This is a genomic window from Qipengyuania sp. S6317L1 (assembly GCF_023015615.1).
Taxonomy (GTDB): Bacteria; Pseudomonadota; Alphaproteobacteria; order Sphingomonadales; family Sphingomonadaceae; genus Erythrobacter.
Window position 1 is genome coordinate 127,847 of sequence record NZ_JALKAJ010000002.1, and the last position, 13,361, is coordinate 141,207.

The window sequence follows — 13,361 nt, forward strand, 5'->3', positions numbered from 1 at the left end:
TCCTTAAGCCCTTCTCAATTCCCTCTGGCTAACTCGGGGTGAAGTGTAAGGAGGCACCAATGCTTGAGTCCAACAAGAATTCACCCATGCTCAACGGCCCGATCGAGTTTGAATTCTCGGTCGAGATTGATCGCCCCGCCTCTGATGTCTTCGCCCTCGTCGACCTTTCTGACCCGCGCTTTTCTCAAATTGCGCTTGGCAATACGGTCAAAAAAGTGGGCGAGACGTCCTTCGAACTCAAGATTGAAGAGTTGGAAGGCCACGTTTTTCGCTTTCAAGTTGTTGAATACGTCCAAGACGAACGGCACGCGTCGAAAGTCGCTATCGAACCGTCTGTCGGCAATCTGGTCGAATCGGTCGAGGATTATCAGCTCACCCCGCTTGGCGATGACCGCTGCACGCTAAAGCTCATTACCAAAGCGACCTTCTCCGACGATCTCAGCGTTGAAGAAATCGCGCAGGAAGTGGCGATGATGAGCATGGCGGTCGAAGACGACCTGACCAAGCTGAAAATGCACGCAGAAGAAGGCGTCGATGCTGTCAAAGCCTATAATGAAGAGCAGGCAGCTGCCTTTGGCCTCGAGCTTGATCTGGAGGGTTTCGAAATCGATTGGGACGACATCGAGCCGCAACAGTGAAAGCGGTGTGACCTTTATCCGATACCGAGCGAGCGGTAACACAGATACATCACCGCCGGCGCGGTAACGACACTGATCGCGAAGCTCACCATCATACGGGCGCTGTCGCGCTCCCCTTCTTCTGCAGCTGTTGCTGCGCGGTAGAGCAGGAATAGCGCGGTGAAGGCGCTCAAGGTACCAAGCGCCAGAAAACTTGCCGCCACGAATTGATCCGCGTCGTATCCGCCTGCAATTCCTCCCGCGAGTGCAAAGAGCGCCAGCACCGGAGCGACGAACACCAGCGCGACAATCAGTCCCAACAAAGGCGCGACGGGGCTGAGCGAAAGCAGGATAAGCGCGCCGTAAACCGCAACCGAAAACTTGAGTTTGCCCTTGGTCAAGACGCGCGTTCCAGATCGCGGACCACTTCTGCGCGCTGAAGCATCAGGTCGAGGACTTCTGAATGCTCGGCTGCCCACTGCATAATGTTGGAGAACATGACGATTTCGATGCCTTCGACATCTTTCATCTGGATGCCATATTCGTTGCTCAGCATATCCCAGGCGGCAGGCTCCACCGTCATTTTGGAGAATGGCAGAAAAAGATCGCGATGGCCGAATTTGAAAGGCTGAACCATGGACAGGCTCAGCCCGTCTTTGTGCACACGAACGTGCACAGGGGGGTGACGATAGGATTTAAGGTCGCCCGATAAATGCCCCCAGCGAGCGCCCGGCTGCGAAATCCTGACCGCCCCCGCCATCCGTTTTGCCAATGTCTTTGGCAATGTCGTCGTAGCGTAGTGACGCTCAAAATCTCGCCAGCGCGAATAGCTCGCGCTCATGATGTAGAGTGCAATCCCGCCAAATACGGTAAGGCTGAGCGCGCCGACAAGCGCCAGGTATATCTGCTCGATAATCTCGCCCATTTGCACGCCTCCGGTGTCCAATGATCGCCCGCTGCAATCATCGAACACCGTAACCGCTTATGGTGGAGAAAGGGTTTACCCCGCCTTCTTGACCTGCCGCCACTCATGCAGCAGCGGCTCGGTATACCCGCTCGGCTGCTCCACGCCTTTGAAAATCAGGTCCTTGGCTGCCTGGAAAGCAGGCGCGTCCTCGTTGCCGATAAGCGGTTGGTAGGTCGGATCATTCGCGTTCTGCTCGTCCACCTTGGCTGCCATGCGGGTGAGGCTGTCCATGATCTGATCCCTGGTGACAACGCCGTGCAGCAGCCAGTTGGCGAGGTGCTGCGAGGAAATGCGAAGCGTCGCGCGGTCTTCCATCAGGCCCACGTCGTTGATGTCGGGGACCTTCGAACAGCCAACGCCTGCATCGATCCAGCGCACGACATAGCCAAGCAAACCCTGGCAATTGTTGTCGAGTTCCTCGCGAAGCTCTGCATCCGACCAGTTTGTGCCCTCTGCAAGCGGGATGGTGAGCAGAGCGTCGAGGCCTGCGGGTTCGGGCAGCTCTTTTTGAATATCGAATACGTTTTCGCGGTGATAGTGGATCGCGTGGAGCGTTGCGGCGGTGGGCGATGGGACCCATGCGGTGTTGGCACCTGCGCGAAGGTGGCCGATTTTCTGCTCCATCATGTCGGCCATCATATCGGGCGCGGCCCACATGCCCTTGCCGATCTGCGCCCTGCCCGAAAGACCGTGCTTGAGGCCAATCGCGACATTGCGCGCTTCGTAAGCGCCGAGCCAATCCGAACCCTTCATCGCGCCTTTGCGCATCATGGGCCCTGCACGCATCGAGGTGTGGATTTCATCGCCCGTGCGGTCGAGGAAGCCAGTGTTGATGAAGACGATCCGGTCCTTCACCGCCTCGATACAAGCGCCAAGGTTAGCAGAAGTGCGGCGCTCTTCGTCCATGACGCCGACCTTGATCGTGTGGCGTTTGAGGCCCAGCAAGTCTTCGACCGCGTTGAAGAGATCATTGGTGAAGGCGCATTCTTCCGGCCCGTGCATCTTGGGCTTCACGATGTAGATCGAACCGTGTTTGGAATTGCCATATTTGGCGTGACCTTCCACGTCCAAGGTGCTGATTGCGCTGGTGAAAACAGCGTCCATAATGCCTTCGGGCACTTCGCTTCCATCGGGTAGCAGGATCGCCGGATTGGTCATCAGGTGCCCGACATTGCGCACGAACATGAGGCTACGGCCGGAGAGCGAGTGCTCATTGCCCGAGCCATCCTTGTAGGTCTTGTTGCCGTTGAGTTTGCGCGTGAGCGTTTTGCCGCCCTTGTTAAAGCTTTCCTCCAGATCACCCCGGATAATGCCAAGCCAATTGGTGTAGGCGAGATGCTTGTCCTCACCATCGACTGCGGCGACGGAATCCTCGCAATCGGCAATCGTGGTGAGCGCGGCTTCGAGGTTGATGTCGGCAATGCCGGCCTTGTCGGTTTTGCCAATCGGACTTTCGCGATCGAACACCACTTCGATGTGGAGGCCGTTGTTCTGGAACAAAAGGCCCTTTTCGGTGTGACCGACCCACTGGCTTTCGTCCCGAAGCTTGCCGTCGTTCTCGTCCTTCAGGTCCGCCCAGCTCTGGTCCACCAGCGGCAGCGTTTCATCGAGGAATTGGCGACCGCGCGCGATTACGGCTGCGCCGCGTTCCTCGTCATAGCCGCCCGGGCGCGCTGCTGGCGCATCCAATGCATCGGTGCCGTAGAACGCGTCGTAGAGCGAACCCCAGCGTGCATTGGCCGCGTTCAGGAGGAAGCGCGCGTTGAGGATGGGCACCACCAGCTGCGGCCCCGCCATCGTCGCAATCTCTGCGTCCACATTCTGCGTGCCGATCTGGAAGTCTTGGGGCTCTGGCACGAGGTAGCCGATGTCACGCAGGAACGCCTGATATTCGGCTGCATCGTGCGGCTTGCCGGCGCGCTCCGTGTGATAGGCGTCAATCTTGGATTGCAGGTCTTCGCGCTTTTCCAGCAGCGCCTTGTTGCGCGGCGCATGGGCGGCAAGAAGATCGGCGAACCCTCGCCAAAAGGCGTCCACATCGCGGCCAAGGGGCGCGAGGACCTGAGTTTCGAGAAGCTCAGCAAGTGGAGCGTCCACAGAAAGACCAGCGCGGGTGGTGTAATTGTGCATAGAAGTCCTCAGATACCAAGTGGGTTGGATCCTGGGGAGGAGGACGTGAGCGCCCTATGGCGAAGCTTGCCGCATATTGCAATCCCGCCGTCGCCCGGTCCCCTTGATAGTTACAGGGGCGCGGCCTAGACGGTTTCTTATGAAACCAACCAGCCTTTCCGATATCGATCAGGACACAATGCTAAGCCAGGTGATCGCCTGGTCCAGGATCAACACCGGAACCGCCAATCTCGATGGCCTCGCGCGCCAGATCGACGTTTTGGCTGAGGCCTTCTCCGCGCTTCCGGGCGAGATAGAGTATGTCGATCCCGCGCCCGTGACCGTGGTGAACGCAAGCGGCGAAGAGGTTGAAAAGCCCCACGGCAAGCACATGGTGTTGCGCGTTCGCCCCACGGCCAATCGCCGCATCCTGCTCACCGGACACATGGATACCGTCTTTCCCAAGGACTATTTCTTTCAGGATGTGACCTGGCTTGAGGACGGGGTGCTTGGCGGGCCGGGCGTTGCCGATATGAAGGGCGGGATTGCGGTCATGCTTCATGCCCTGATGGCGTTTGAGCGCGGCGCTGGAGCGGGCTCGCTTGGCTATGACGTCTTGCTCAATTCCGATGAGGAAACGGGATCGCTTGCAAGCGCCGGCCTTATCGCAGAACTCGCGCGCGGGAAGCTGGCGGCGCTCACCTATGAGCCGGCTGCGCTTCCTGATGGGACACTCGCCCATGCGCGCGGCGGCAGCGGCAATTATTCGGTGATCATCACCGGGCAATCGGCCCATGCGGGCCGCAATCCCGATGATGGACGCAACGCCATCGTGGCTGCCGCTGATCTGGCGGTAAGGCTCAAAGCTATGCATTGCCCCGATATCTCGGTGAACCCTGCCAAGATCGAAGGCGGGAGCGCCAATAATGTCGTGCCCGATCATGCCATCCTGCGCTTCAACATCCGCCCGCAGTCCATCGAGGCAGGCGAGAAATTCGAACGCGATCTCAAGCAGCTGCTTGTCAGCATTGAAACGGCCCACGAGGTGTCCACTCACACCCACGGCGGGGTCAGCCGTCCGCCCAAGCCCGTTGATGAGAAGGCGCAAAAGCTGTTCGACCTCGTGCGCGAATGCGGTGCAGAACTTGGCCAGACAATCAAATGGAAGTCGACAGGCGGCGTGTGCGATGGCAACAATATCGCCGCTTGCGGGGTTCCGGTCGTGGACACCATGGGCGTTCGCGGGGGTTCAATCCACTCCCCGCAGGAATTTATGATCACCGAAAGTCTGGCCGAACGCGCCGCACTCTCTGCACGCGTGATCCAACGTCTTGATGAAGGGGCCATCTCTTGAGTTTTCGCCTTCGGCCTGCGCGCCTTTCTGATCTTGAGCATCTTTATGAGATGGCAAAGCTGACCGGCGGCGGTTTCACCAACCTGCCTGCGGATCGCAACGCCTTGACAGCAAAGCTCACCCGCGCGGTTGAAGCCTTTGATAACACCGAAGATGAACTGGTCGATGAGCAATTCGTTCTGGTCCTCGAAGATACGAAATCAGGCGCAGTGCGCGGCACGTGCCAGCTGATGACAATGGTGGGCCAGCAATGGCCGTTCTATTCCTACCGCCTCAACACTTTGACCCAATACAGTCAGGAACTCGACCGCACGGTTCGCACCGAGATGCTCAATCTCGTCACCGACCTTGAAGCGTCGAGCGAGGTCGGCGGCCTCTTCCTTCACCCCAATGAACGCGCCGGTGGCCACGGGCTGCTTCTTGCGCGCAGCCGCTATCTCTTCATCGCCATGCATCGAAAGCGTTTTGCCGACCGCGTCATCGCAGAGCTTCGCGGTATTATCGACGAGCGCGGCGACAGCCCGTTCTGGGACAATGTTGCCGGACGCTTTTTCGGGATGAGTTTTAACGAGGCGGATTATTTCAACGCGATCAATGGCAACCAGTTCATCGCCGATCTGATGCCCAAGCACCCGGTGTATGTCGCCATGCTCGCCGAAGAAGCGCGCAAGGTCATCGGCGTGCCGCACCTTTCAGGCCGCGCGGCGATGCGGATGCTCGAAAACGAAGGCTTCGCGTATGAAGGGTATGTCGACATCTTCGACGGCGGCCCGACCATGACCGCACGCACCGATCAGGTGACAAGCGTCAAGGACAGCGTTGCCGCCAAGGTGACAAAGATGGACGTTGGCGAAGGCGAACGCGCCATTCTGGCCACCGGCACGCTGTCCGATTTCCGCTCGTGCTATGGCGCGCGCGTTCTGGATAAAGACGGCGGCATCGCGATTGATGCGGCCGCTGCGGACACTTTGGATGTTTCCGAAGGCGACACGGTATGGAGCGTTGCGCGTTGAGCCTTACAGAAATCAATTTCGACGGGCTCGTTGGGCCAAGTCACAATTACGCTGGCCTCAGCCTCGGCAATATCGCGAGCGCCAGCCACAAGGGCGATCCCTCCTACCCGCGCGCCGCCGCGCTTCAGGGGATGGCGAAGATGCGCCGCAACCTGTCGGCGCTGGGCGTGCAAGGGTTTCTCTTGCCCCTGCCCCGCCCCAATCGCGCATTGCAAAACGCACTCAGCTTCGACGGCACCGAGGCCGCACCATTGCGCGCAGCGCCCTGGTCAGCGTCTAGTATGTGGACCGCCAATGCCGCGACGGTCTCACCCGCGCCGGACACAGCCGACGGCAAATGTCACCTGACGCCGGCCAACCTCATCACCATGCTCCACCGCGCGCAGGAATGGGAAGACACCAAGGCGCAGCTCGACATTGCGTTTGGCGATCGGGACCACTTTACCGTGCACGATGCAGTGCCCCCCACCTTCGGCGATGAGGGTGCGGCTAACCACGGGCGCTTTTGCGACACGCACGGCGCAGCCGGCGTCGAGCTTTTTGTCTATGGCAGGCCGGGCGGCAAATTCCCCGCGCGCCAGCACGAACAGGCCAGCCGCCTCGTCGCGCGCCAGCACCGGCTTAGTCCCGACAAATGCGTCTTTATCGAGCAAAACCCCGAGGCAATCGAAGCGGGCGCGTTTCACAATGATGTGGTGAGCGTGGTAAACGAGCGGGTGCTATTCACCCACCAGGAAGCCTTCGCCGACCAAGAAGGCGCCTACGAGGCAATCCGCGCGAAATTCCCTGCATTGGAAGTGGTTGAGGTGCCGTCCGCCAAGGTCACAATGGCCGAAGCGATCCGCACCTATCTCTTCAACGCGCAGCTTATCACCCTGCCCGATGGCACGATGAACCTTATCGTCCCCGAAGAATGCCGCGAAAGCCCGAGCGTGTGGGCCTATTGCGAAGAAATGATGGCCAGCGCGAAATCAGGGGGCGGCCCAATCCACAAAGTCGTGCCCGTCGATGTGCGCCAGTCGATGGCGAATGGCGGCGGTCCAGCCTGCCTGCGCCTGCGCGTGGTGTGCGATCCCGCCACGGTTGATCCGCGCTTCCAGCTCGATGAGGCCAAGGCCGACAGGATTGAAGCGGTCATCGCCGCTTGCTGGCCTGAACAGATCGACCCTGCCGATATCGGCAGCGAGGCGCTCGCCAAGAGCGTGATCGACGCGCGTGCGGCACTGCTCGACGCGCTCGACCTTGGGGTTCTTGCGTAGTTTTCCCAAGTCTGACCACGCAAGACGGTTAACGCCATTGCGCCGCCTTGTCGGAGGTGTTTACACTCAGGTAACCATTAACCTTCGAGAGCCCCAGCTTTGCGTGCTTGGCATGGGGCTTGCTCTGTAAGATGGGCACCAAGGAGCAACTATGCTAAACAAGATCGGGCGACTGTTTGTGATCAAGAACCGCTTTGAAGCGTTCGCGATTATTTATGCGCTTGCTCTTGGTGCGACCAACCGCGGCTATGCCTATCTCGAAAGCTTCCCGCCCTATTGGGGTGAGGCGCTGTTCCTGGCGGCGTGCCTGGCGGTCCTGATGGGTGGCGCGGCTATTCTGGATTCGCTCAAGACGAAAAACGAGCTTGAGGAATTGAAGGCAGAGCTGGCCGCCGATCGCGGCGAAAAGCGCGACTGACGCCTACTTGTTAAGCGGGTCCACGATGACCGCTTCGCCATTCTCGTCATACACCGGCAGTAGGGCGATATCTTCGGCATTGTCGACCATCAACGTCACCTGTTTGCGCCGGCGATCAAGGCGCGCCCCGACATATACCGGGGTGAGGCGCGGTTGGCCCCGCACGACCACGCGGCGATTGCGGAAATAGGAGCGCAGACGCGGCAGGCTTGCTTCGACCATTTTGGTTTCGCCATCGCGTTCAACGACGATCCCCTTGCCTTCACTCTCACCGCTTTCTGACGCCGCACGCCCGGTCTGCGGCGCAAGCAGGTTTTTCGTGTTGAGAATGTCGGTGAATGTCGCCTTGTCCAGCTCGATCACCACAACTTCCGGACTGCGCCCGGCGACGCGGTTGCGGGTGCGCCCGCCCACGCCTGAACCAAAGCTCGTGTCGATCCCGGCAGAAGCGAGCAGGTCAAGCTCAACCAGAGCGGAAGAATCGGAGATGATATTGTGCAGCTCGAACTTGTCGCCCGATGCGCGCACTTCGACCACATCCATGACGAGCGCCATGTCGTCCACCGCCTCGCTCGAACGTTTGCGCGCAGCGATCTGGAAACGGCGCGGCTCAAGGCATTCGACCGAGCAGATGTCGCGCAGGCGTTCAAGATATTGTTGATAGCTTTCCGCTTTGGAGGTGGAAGGAGTGAGAAGTGTGAGCGCCGATGCGGCGGCAACAAACAAGGCGGGTTTGATCACAGGTTTCCCTCGACAAAGGCAGGTGGGGGTTTCTGTTGCTAGCTACCCCCGGAGCCCCGGAATCCGCTTCTGTTGCCCGGTGGGTCCAACCGCGCATAGGCTTTGTAAATTCAGGCCGTTAGGCCGTCACATTACGCTGCGATTGCGAGTGCTTCGTTATCGTTTGCACTTATAAAGATGAACAGTTTTACGGGTTACTCAGCCCGGGCAAAAACTACGCTTTTCAGTCCACGTCGATCCTAGTTCGGCCCCGTCAAAACTCCCCGTTCACCAATTGGCTTTCGGGGCTTTATGGTGGAGCCGCCGGGTACTGCCCCCGGGTCCGTTGTACCTATTGCACACAGCAATTTATCGCCATAGTCCGCCGAAACGGACGAGTGATATATAGGGACGGCGAACCCAAATGAAAAGGGCGGACCATTACGGCCCGCCCAAATCGTGTGCGATGAAACGCACTAAAGTATCGCGAAGCGATTAGCCGACGGTGTCGACTTCATCAGCCATATCGTCAATGGCATCCGCTTCGTCTTCAATAGCGTCTTCCTGAGCTTCGGTCGGTGCTTCTTCAGCCATGTCGTCGACCGCATCGGCTTTGTCTTCAAGCATGTCCGATTGCTGCTCGTTAGCAGCTTCAGGACCACAAGCGACGAGTGAAAGCGACGCAGCAGCAGTGACGGCAACAAAAATCTTACGCATAATAATACCCCTCAAATGGTTGATGGGGACCGGGAAATCGCGACCCCACGTTTGAAGAAAGAGCGCAATAGGCCAAAGGTTCCATCAAATCCAACATTATTGCCACGAAAACGCCTTATTTCTTCAAATCGCGCTCGTTATCCACGTAAAAACCGATTGCGGCACCGTTGGCGATCCACCCCGTTCCGGATGCGTGATCGCAGTTCACGCCGCTTGCTCCCCGCGCATTTCAGCAAGAATCTTCTTGAGCACATCAAGCTGCGGGTCGGTCGGGATGTTCTCTTGCTTGGCGCTGTCTTCGGCCTCGCCCTGAAGTTCCTGCATTTCGTCGATCACCCGGTTCACTGTCTTCAAAAGCAGGAACAGAGCAACGGCGATAATCAGGAAATTGACAAGCTGTGTGAGGAAATCGCCATAGCCGAGCATGGCAACACCTGCCTCCTTGAGCTCGCCATAGTTGGTGAGGCTGCCCGAATACCCTTCGGGAACCGGGCCTAGCTGCAGGAAATAGTTTGAAAAATCGACATCACCGAACACCCACCCGATCAAGGGCATGATGATGCTTTCGGTAAGGGAGGTGACGATTTTTCCGAAGGCTGCGCCGATCACGACACCGATGGCCAGATCGAGCACATTGCCGCGCGCAATGAATTTGCGAAATTCTGCGATAAAATTCAAAGGGGTTCTCCTGTTTCCGGTGACCGTTCATGAACGGATACCAGAAACAGGGAGTTCCCGTAATAATTGACCCCGCCCCCAAGGATTGTCTTGGGCGACGGGGCCGGTGTGACTTACTTTTTCAAAGAGTCGCGGATTTCGATCAGCAGGTCGATCTCGCTTGGACCGGCCGGCGCTTCTTCTGCGGGCTCTTCGGGTTTCTCCATCGAGGCCTTCACCTTGTTGGCATAACGCACCAGCAGGAAGATGATGAACGCCAGGATGACGAAGTTGATGATCGTCGTGATAAGCGCACCGTAACCGATCATCGCCGCGCCCGCTTCTTTCAATGCCGCATAATCGGTCATCGAGCCTTCATAACCTTCGGGTGCGGAAAGCAGGATGAACTGCGAGGAGAAATCCGCGCCGCCAAAGATATAGCCGACAATCGGCATGATGACATCGCCCGTAAGCGAGGCAACGATAGTGCCAAAAGCGCCCGCGATAATAACCGCGACGGCAAGTTCCATGACATTGCCCTTGGCAATAAATTCCTTGAATTCGTTAAGCATTGTGATCCCCAGTTTTACGTTCGTTGGCGCCGCCTCCTAATGGCTCATCCGGTTTTGGAAAGGGCGCGTTACAAGTCTTTGCATAGCTTGAAACGGTTGCACAGGTGCCCTATGTCACCAATACACGTGATTTTCGCTGCCGAGGCGCGTGTGCCGACGCAGTTGTTTGGAAGGGAAACCCATGAATTTTCGCATGATCGGGCGCGGCTTCGTCGTCGCAGCCATCTCGTTGACGCTGGCTGCCTGCGGTATCAACTCGGTCCCCACTGCCGAGGAAGAAGCCAAGGCGAAATGGGCCGATGTCGAGGCACAGTTTCAACGCCGCGCCAATCTCATCCCCAACCTTGCCGAAATCGTTCAGGGTGCTGCTGAAAATGAGCGTGCAATCCTGACCGAAGTCACCGAAGCGCGCGCGCGTGCAACCAGCGTCAACATTTCCGCCGACAATCTTGGCGATGCAGACGCGATGCAGGAATATGCCGCCGCACAAGGGCAGATCAGCCAAGGCATCGGCCGCCTGCTGGCAAGTTTTGAAGCCTATCCGACAATTCAATCGAACCAGAACTATCTCGCGTTCCAGAGCCAGTTCGAAGGCACGGAAAACCGCATCGCGGTCGCCATTCGCGACTATAACGAGGCAGTGCGCAAATATAACACCACGATCCGCACCTTCCCCGATACGATTGGCGCCAACATCATCCACGGCGCAGAGCCGCTTGAGCCCTACACCTCGGTCACCGAAGGTGCAGAAGTTGCCCCCACGCTCGACATGACGTCGGATTAAGCAAGCGACCGTGCTCCGCCAATTTCTTCTCATCCTGGCGATGCTGGGGGCGCTGATCGCGTCTCCAGCCCTCGCCCAGCCGGAATTTCCCGCCCTTACCGGCCGCGTCGTCGATACAGCAGATATCATCCCTGCCGACGTTGAGGCGCAGCTGACCGCCAAGCTTGAGGCGCTCGAGACACAGTCCCAGCGCCAATTGGTCGTCGCAACCGTGCCGAGCCTTCAGGGCTATGATATCTCCGACTATGGCTATCAGCTGGGCCGCGAATGGGGGCTTGGCGATGCGCAGAGGAATGACGGCGCGCTGCTGATCGTGGCACCCAACGAACGCAAGGTGCGCATTGAGGTGGGCTATGGCCTCGAAGGCTATCTCACCGATGCGCTGTCCGCGCTCATCATCCAGAACGAGATCCTCCCGGCGTTTCGCGATGGCGATATGCCGGGCGGGGTTGTTGCAGGGACCGACGCGATCATATCGCAATTGGTTCTCCCACCGGACGAGGCCGCGCGCGTTGCGCAAGAAGCGACCGAGACCCGCCAGAGCGACGGCGGCTTTCCCTTCGGCTTCCTCATCTGGATCGGCTTCATGTTCTTCTTCTTCGTGCTGCCCATCATGCGCGGCGCGGGGCGCAGACGGAAATATCGCTCCAAGGGGAAAGGCCCCTGGGGCAAGCGGCGCGATGATGATGACGACGATTACGGCGGCGGCATGAGGGGCGCGGTTGGCAATATCATCCTGTGGGAAATCGGCTCGGCCATTGCGCGCGGCGCCATGTCTGGCGGCGGTGGCGGAAGCTCAGGCTGGGGCGGCGGAGGCGGCTTTGGCGGCGGTTTCTCCGGCGGTGGCGGCTCGTTCGGAGGCGGCGGCGCCTCGGGAGGCTGGTAAAATGCGGGGTGGTGACACATGGCTTATCTAAACGAAGACCAGCACAAAATTGTGTCGAGCGCCGTTAAAGAGGCGGAACTCACCACCTCTGGCGAGATCGTGACGGTGCTTGCCGATCGCTCGGACGAATACACCGATGTCGCGCTGTGGTGGTCGCTTGGCCTCAGTTTCACCGTGATGAGCCTGTTCGCAGCCTTCCCGTCGCCATTTCTCAACCTGTGGGACGCGGCTATCGGCGGTTGGGGTCATGAATGGACCACGGGCGAACTGGTCAGCATGACCATCGGCCTGGGTCTCCTCACCTTCCTGATCGCGCTCGGGCTCCAGCAATGGCAGCCCTTGAAGTTTTTCCTCATCCCCGCCCCGGTCAAGGCATCGCGTGCCCACGATCAGGCGATCAAACACTTCAAGGTCGGCGCAGAACGCCGCACAATCGGCGCAACGGGCGTGCTAATCTACCTTTCCATGCGCGAACACCGCGCGGAAATCGTCGCCGACGACAGCATTGCTGAAAAGGTCAATGCGGAAGTCTGGGGCGAGGCGATGGGCGATATGATCGTGCGCATCCGCAAGGGCCAGGTGGCCCAAGGCATGGCCGCAGGGGTGCGCGATGTGGGTTTTGTCCTGTCAGAGCACTTTCCACGCGGCGAGGACGACGAAAACGAGTTGCCCGACCGGCTGATTGAGGTCTAAGCCCGCCGCTCATATGAGCCATGCAAACTATACCAAAGACGCCGATGCCGACCAGCCGGAGGAAATCCGCTGGGAAGGCAAATTCATCGCCGCCAAAACGCGCGGGCGATGGGAATATGTCGGGCGCACACGCGGGATCAAAGCCGCCGCCATCATCGCGATTGATGAGGATGCGGATGGCACGCGCCATGTAATTCTCGTCAGCCAATACCGCGTTCCGCTGGGCCGTTTCTGCCTCGAAATCCCCGCGGGGCTGGTCGGCGATGACGATGGTGCAGAAGACGAGGCCGCCTATGATGCCGCGGCGCGCGAGCTTGAGGAAGAAACCGGCTACAAAGCGGGCAAGTTGAAAGTGTTGGGCGAATTTTATTCCTCGCCCGGCATGGTGTCCGAATGCTTCACCCTGCTGCGCGCCAGCGACCTTGAAAAGGTCAGCGAAGGCGGAGGCCTTGAGGGCGAAAACATTACCGTACACCGCGTGGCATTAGACAAGCTGTCCGATTTCGTTGCCGAATGGCGCGAGGCCGGCCACGGCGTCGATGTGCGCATCGCGATGCTGCTTACGCCGGAATATCTGGCACCGGAATAATTGGGA

Annotated in this window: 16 protein-coding genes and 1 other RNA gene; 9 read left to right on the forward strand and 8 right to left on the reverse strand. The window is 58.9% G+C overall.

All coding sequences use genetic code 11. From position 1 onward, the window contains the following. Positions 1-59: 59 nt before the first annotated feature. Positions 60-638 (forward strand): SRPBCC family protein, encoded by a 579-nt coding sequence (locus tag MWU38_RS02010; protein ID WP_247270161.1) that lies wholly within the window; start codon positions 60-62, stop codon positions 636-638. 14 nt (positions 639-652) lie between these two features. On the opposite strand, the gene MWU38_RS02015 is transcribed toward MWU38_RS02010, so the two are convergent. The 3 genes from MWU38_RS02015 to MWU38_RS02025 all read right to left on the reverse strand — a co-directional run bounded on the left by MWU38_RS02015 (position 653) and on the right by MWU38_RS02025 (position 3,714). Next, a complete protein-coding gene (locus MWU38_RS02015) occupies positions 653-1,018 on the reverse strand; it encodes a hypothetical protein (RefSeq protein WP_247270162.1) in 366 nt (121 codons plus the stop codon). Next, positions 1,015-1,542 carry a hypothetical protein gene (locus MWU38_RS02020; protein WP_247270163.1) on the reverse strand — a complete coding sequence of 176 codons (528 nt, stop codon included), beginning with the start codon at positions 1,540-1,542 and terminating at the stop codon, positions 1,015-1,017. The genes MWU38_RS02015 and MWU38_RS02020 overlap by 4 nt, the downstream gene beginning before the upstream one ends. A 75-nt stretch (positions 1,543-1,617) precedes the next feature. After that, positions 1,618-3,714: a malate synthase G gene (locus MWU38_RS02025; protein ID WP_247270164.1), complete on the reverse strand. Its 2,097-nt coding sequence runs from the start codon at positions 3,712-3,714 to the stop codon at positions 1,618-1,620. A gap of 139 nt (positions 3,715-3,853) precedes the next feature. Between MWU38_RS02025 and MWU38_RS02030 the strand changes: the two genes are divergently transcribed. The 4 genes from MWU38_RS02030 to MWU38_RS02045 all read left to right on the forward strand — a co-directional run bounded on the left by MWU38_RS02030 (position 3,854) and on the right by MWU38_RS02045 (position 7,737). Beyond that, positions 3,854-5,047 carry a hydrolase gene (locus tag MWU38_RS02030; protein ID WP_247270165.1) on the forward strand — a complete coding sequence of 398 codons (1,194 nt, stop codon included), beginning with the start codon at positions 3,854-3,856 and terminating at the stop codon, positions 5,045-5,047. Then, a complete protein-coding gene (locus MWU38_RS02035) occupies positions 5,044-6,060 on the forward strand; it encodes an arginine N-succinyltransferase (protein WP_247270166.1) in 1,017 nt (338 codons plus the stop codon). Before MWU38_RS02030 ends, MWU38_RS02035 begins: the two co-directional genes overlap by 4 nt. Then, positions 6,057-7,319, forward strand: coding sequence for an N-succinylarginine dihydrolase (locus MWU38_RS02040; protein WP_247270167.1), 1,263 nt, complete (start codon positions 6,057-6,059; stop codon positions 7,317-7,319). The genes MWU38_RS02035 and MWU38_RS02040 overlap by 4 nt, the downstream gene beginning before the upstream one ends. Positions 7,320-7,470: 151 nt before the next feature. Continuing rightward, positions 7,471-7,737 (forward strand): hypothetical protein, encoded by a 267-nt coding sequence (locus tag MWU38_RS02045; RefSeq protein ID WP_247270168.1) that lies wholly within the window; start codon positions 7,471-7,473, stop codon positions 7,735-7,737. Positions 7,738-7,740: 3 nt separating this feature from the next. Here the strand turns inward: MWU38_RS02045 and MWU38_RS02050 are convergent, their stop codons facing one another. From MWU38_RS02050 to mscL (MWU38_RS02070), 5 genes are all read right to left on the reverse strand, one after another. Then, on the reverse strand, positions 7,741-8,478 hold the full coding sequence (locus tag MWU38_RS02050; RefSeq protein WP_247270169.1) for a hypothetical protein: 738 nt from the start codon (positions 8,476-8,478) through the stop codon (positions 7,741-7,743). A gap of 57 nt (positions 8,479-8,535) precedes the next feature. Beyond that, positions 8,536-8,892: a transfer-messenger RNA gene (gene ssrA / locus MWU38_RS02055) on the reverse strand. 60 nt (positions 8,893-8,952) lie between these two features. Continuing rightward, entirely contained in the window at positions 8,953-9,174 is a 222-nt protein-coding gene (locus MWU38_RS02060) for a hypothetical protein (RefSeq protein ID WP_247270170.1), read from the reverse strand. Between the two features lie 204 nt (positions 9,175-9,378). Next, positions 9,379-9,852 (reverse strand): large conductance mechanosensitive channel protein MscL, encoded by a 474-nt coding sequence (mscL, locus tag MWU38_RS02065; protein WP_247270171.1) that lies wholly within the window; start codon positions 9,850-9,852, stop codon positions 9,379-9,381. A 113-nt stretch (positions 9,853-9,965) separates the two neighbouring features. Beyond that, the gene (mscL, locus tag MWU38_RS02070; RefSeq protein ID WP_247270172.1) at positions 9,966-10,403 is read right to left on the reverse strand and encodes a large conductance mechanosensitive channel protein MscL; all 438 of its coding nucleotides are present in this window, start codon (positions 10,401-10,403) and stop codon (positions 9,966-9,968) included. Positions 10,404-10,584: 181 nt separating this feature from the next. Here mscL (MWU38_RS02070) and MWU38_RS02075 point away from each other — a divergent pair, with 181 nt between their 5' ends. From MWU38_RS02075 to MWU38_RS02090, 4 genes are read left to right on the forward strand one after another with little or no spacing between them, the layout of a single operon-like run. Further along, positions 10,585-11,187 carry a LemA family protein gene (locus MWU38_RS02075; protein WP_247270173.1) on the forward strand — a complete coding sequence of 201 codons (603 nt, stop codon included), beginning with the start codon at positions 10,585-10,587 and terminating at the stop codon, positions 11,185-11,187. 40 nt (positions 11,188-11,227) lie between these two features. Continuing rightward, positions 11,228-12,073 (forward strand): TPM domain-containing protein, encoded by an 846-nt coding sequence (locus MWU38_RS02080; protein ID WP_247271221.1) that lies wholly within the window; start codon positions 11,228-11,230, stop codon positions 12,071-12,073. Positions 12,074-12,091: 18 nt separating this feature from the next. Next, positions 12,092-12,766 carry a hypothetical protein gene (locus tag MWU38_RS02085; RefSeq protein ID WP_247270174.1) on the forward strand — a complete coding sequence of 225 codons (675 nt, stop codon included), beginning with the start codon at positions 12,092-12,094 and terminating at the stop codon, positions 12,764-12,766. A gap of 13 nt (positions 12,767-12,779) precedes the next feature. Then, complete coding sequence (locus tag MWU38_RS02090) at positions 12,780-13,355, forward strand: NUDIX hydrolase (RefSeq protein WP_247270175.1); 576 nt, start codon at positions 12,780-12,782, stop codon at positions 13,353-13,355. The last annotated feature ends 6 nt before the right edge of the window (positions 13,356-13,361 follow it).